This is a genomic window from Enterobacter mori LMG 25706, assembly GCF_000211415.1.
GTDB lineage: Bacteria > Pseudomonadota > Gammaproteobacteria > Enterobacterales > Enterobacteriaceae > Enterobacter > Enterobacter mori.
The window spans coordinates 1-2,748 of the sequence record NZ_AEXB01000134.1; the positions used below are offsets into that span (position 1 = coordinate 1).

Below are 2,748 nucleotides of genomic sequence, written 5' to 3' on the forward strand. Positions count from 1 at the left end.
GCTCTCCCAGCTGAGCTATAGCCCCGTCGTAAAGCTGTCATGTTGACGGGCGGCATAATATGAATTCCGCCGCTGAGTGTCAACGGCAAAATCAGTCCCCACCTTTCAATCGCTGAAAAATCATGCAAATGAATCACTTTGCGAGCCTGCTCGCAGTCAGGAGTTAAGCCTGTCACGTTTTCGCGTAAAACGGTGCTATAAGATGAACCACTAATTAACCCTACGAACACTCAGGAAATTGCATGATCAAGGAACGAATGACGCCAGAAGAGTTAGCCGTGCTCACTGGCTATAGCCGTCAGACCATCAATAAATGGGTACGTAAAGAAGGTTGGATTACATCGCCAAAACCAGGCGTTCAGGGTGGTAAGGCGCGTCTGGTGCATGTGAATGAAAAGGTACGGGAGTTTATCCGCAGTGCCCGCAGGGCGTCTGAGACGCCTGAAATGCCAGACAGCGCTGGCTACGAGGGTTCACTTCATACTTTACTTCTGACACTGGCAAATGAAATGACGCCGGATGAGCAAAAGCAGCTGACATCGCTGTTACTGCGGGAAGGGATTACCGGATTGTTGCAACGTTTAGGGATTCGCGATCAGAACTAATATGAAAAGATTACGCAGCAAAATGACCACGGATGAACTGGCTGACTGTCTGGGCGTCGCCAGGCAAACCGTTAACCGCTGGATACGCCAGAAGGGATGGAAGACGGAGGGTGTTAACGGCGTAAAAGGTGGAAGAGCAAGACTGATCCATGTCGATGCGCGAGTGAAGGAACATATTATTAGCCTTCCTGCCATCCGTCACCGGCAGGCGATTTACCAGGTGGCCGAAACGCCCTCTCTTTATGGGATACCGTCATCGTCTACCCTGCTCCCACAAATCATCGACTCGCTGGAGAACATGACGCAGGTTGAACAGGAGCGTCTTCTCATATTGCTGAAGCGCGAGGGGGTAAAAGGATTTCTCTCACGTCTCGGTATTGCTGAATAGCAGACAAAAAAAACGGCAGGTTCCCCTGCCGTTTGATTCACTGACGATTGATTACTGCTGGCTTTCACGCTCAGCAATAAAACCCAGTGCCTTATTGATACGCGCCACGCTACGAGACTTACCAATTGCATGAACGGTAACGTCCAGCGCTGGAGACTGGCCTGCACCGGTCACGGCGACGCGCAGCGGCATCCCCACTTTGCCCATACCGACTTCAAGCTCATCTGCGGTTGCCTGAATCGCGTGATGCACATTCTCCGCGGTCCATTCCGTGATAGCGGCGATTTTGTCACGCACCACTTCCAGCGGCTGGCGGGCAACCGGACGCAGGCGTTTCTTCGCCGCGTCGGCATCAAACTCATCGAATTCTTCGTAGAAGTAACGGCAGCTTTCGGCGATCTCTTTCAGCGTTTTGCAACGCTCACCGAGCAGTTTCACCAGATCGGCCAGTTCAGGACCGGTACGGGTATCGATATTCGCCTGCTCAATGTGCCACTGCAGATACGTCGCGACATATTCTGGCTGCATGGTATTGATGTAATGATGGTTCAGCCACAGCAGCTTATCGGTATTGAATGCGCTCGCTGATTTGCTCACAGAGTTCAGAGAGAACAGTTCGATCATCTCTTCGCGACTGAAGATCTCCTGGTCACCGTGGGCCCAGCCCAGACGCACCAGATAGTTCAGCAGCGCTTCCGGCAGATAGCCGTCGTCGCGATACTGCATCACGCTTACGGCACCATGACGTTTAGACAGTTTTTTACCGTCGTCACCGTTGATCATGGACACGTGTGCATACACTGGCACGGGCGCATTCAGCGCCTTCAGGATGTTGATTTGACGTGGCGTGTTGTTGATATGGTCTTCACCACGGACAACGTGGGTGATCTCCATATCCCAGTCGTCCACCACCACACAGAAGTTGTAGGTTGGTGAGCCGTCGGTACGGCGAATGATCAGATCGTCCAGCTCCTGGTTGCTGAATTCAATCGGGCCACGGATCTGGTCATCAAAGATGACAGAACCCTCTTGCGGGTTAGCAAAACGCACCACGCAAGGCTCATCAGCCGCATGCTCACTATGGTCGTGGCGGCAACGACCGTCATAACGCGGCTTGTCGCCGTTCGCCATCTGCTCTTCACGCAAGGCATCCAGACGCTCTTTGGAGCAATAGCACTTATACGCCGTGCCCGCGACCAGCATTTCATCAATGACAGCGTTATAGCGGTCAAAACGTTTGGTCTGGAAATACGGGCCTTCGTCCCATTCCAGATTCAGCCAGTTCATACCATCCATAATGGCTTCGATTGCTTCCGGCGTGGAGCGCTCAAGATCGGTGTCTTCAATACGCAGCACGAACTCACCTTTGTTGTGGCGTGCAAAAAGCCAGGAATAAAGAGCGGTACGTGCACCACCGACGTGCAGATAGCCTGTCGGGCTCGGCGCGAAGCGAGTTTTGATTTTCATGAAATGGCCTTACGTTATAAAGATGCCGGCAATCGGCAAATCCTGGGGAAAAAACAATGGGCAATATTCTATCACTGTGCGGCGATTCCTCAATGTTGTTCCCTGAATCGGGCCTGAGTTTACTGTTTTTGTTTAGAAATCATGCGCCATCGCCCGTTTCGCGATCGTTTTGTCTAATTTTACGACGAACGAATAAAAACTTTAGAAAATGCGTTGACTCATTTTCAACTCTCCCTATAATGCGACTCCACACAGCGGGGGTGATTAGCTCAGTTGGTAGAGCATCTC

General features: G+C 51.8%; 3 protein-coding genes. 2 read left to right on the plus strand and 1 reads right to left on the minus strand.

Annotated elements, in window-relative coordinates:
• Positions 1-242 precede the first annotated feature (242 nt).
• Positions 243-605, plus strand: coding sequence for a YfeC-like transcriptional regulator (locus tag ENTMO_RS0100575; RefSeq protein WP_010426183.1), 363 nt, complete (start codon positions 243-245; stop codon positions 603-605).
• 1 nt (position 606) lies between these two features.
• A complete protein-coding gene (locus ENTMO_RS0100580) occupies positions 607-993 on the plus strand; it encodes a YfeC-like transcriptional regulator (RefSeq protein ID WP_010426184.1) in 387 nt (128 codons plus the stop codon).
• A 51-nt stretch (positions 994-1,044) separates the two neighbouring features.
• Here ENTMO_RS0100580 and gltX read toward each other — a convergent pair whose 3' ends face one another.
• Positions 1,045-2,460 (minus strand): glutamate--tRNA ligase, encoded by a 1,416-nt coding sequence (gene gltX / locus ENTMO_RS0100585; RefSeq protein ID WP_010426185.1) that lies wholly within the window; start codon positions 2,458-2,460, stop codon positions 1,045-1,047.
• Positions 2,461-2,748: the final 288 nt, after the last annotated feature.

What these genes read in the sequence shown, in the direction of transcription:
- ENTMO_RS0100575 (WP_010426183.1), top strand. Translation starts at nt 243, where the DNA reads ATGATCAAGGAACGAATGACGCCAGAAGAGTTAGCCGTGCTCACTGGC.
- ENTMO_RS0100580 (WP_010426184.1), top strand. Translation starts at nt 607, where the DNA reads ATGAAAAGATTACGCAGCAAAATGACCACGGATGAACTGGCTGACTGT.
- gltX (WP_010426185.1), bottom strand. Translation starts at nt 2,460, where the DNA reads ATGAAAATCAAAACTCGCTTCGCGCCGAGCCCGACAGGCTATCTGCAC.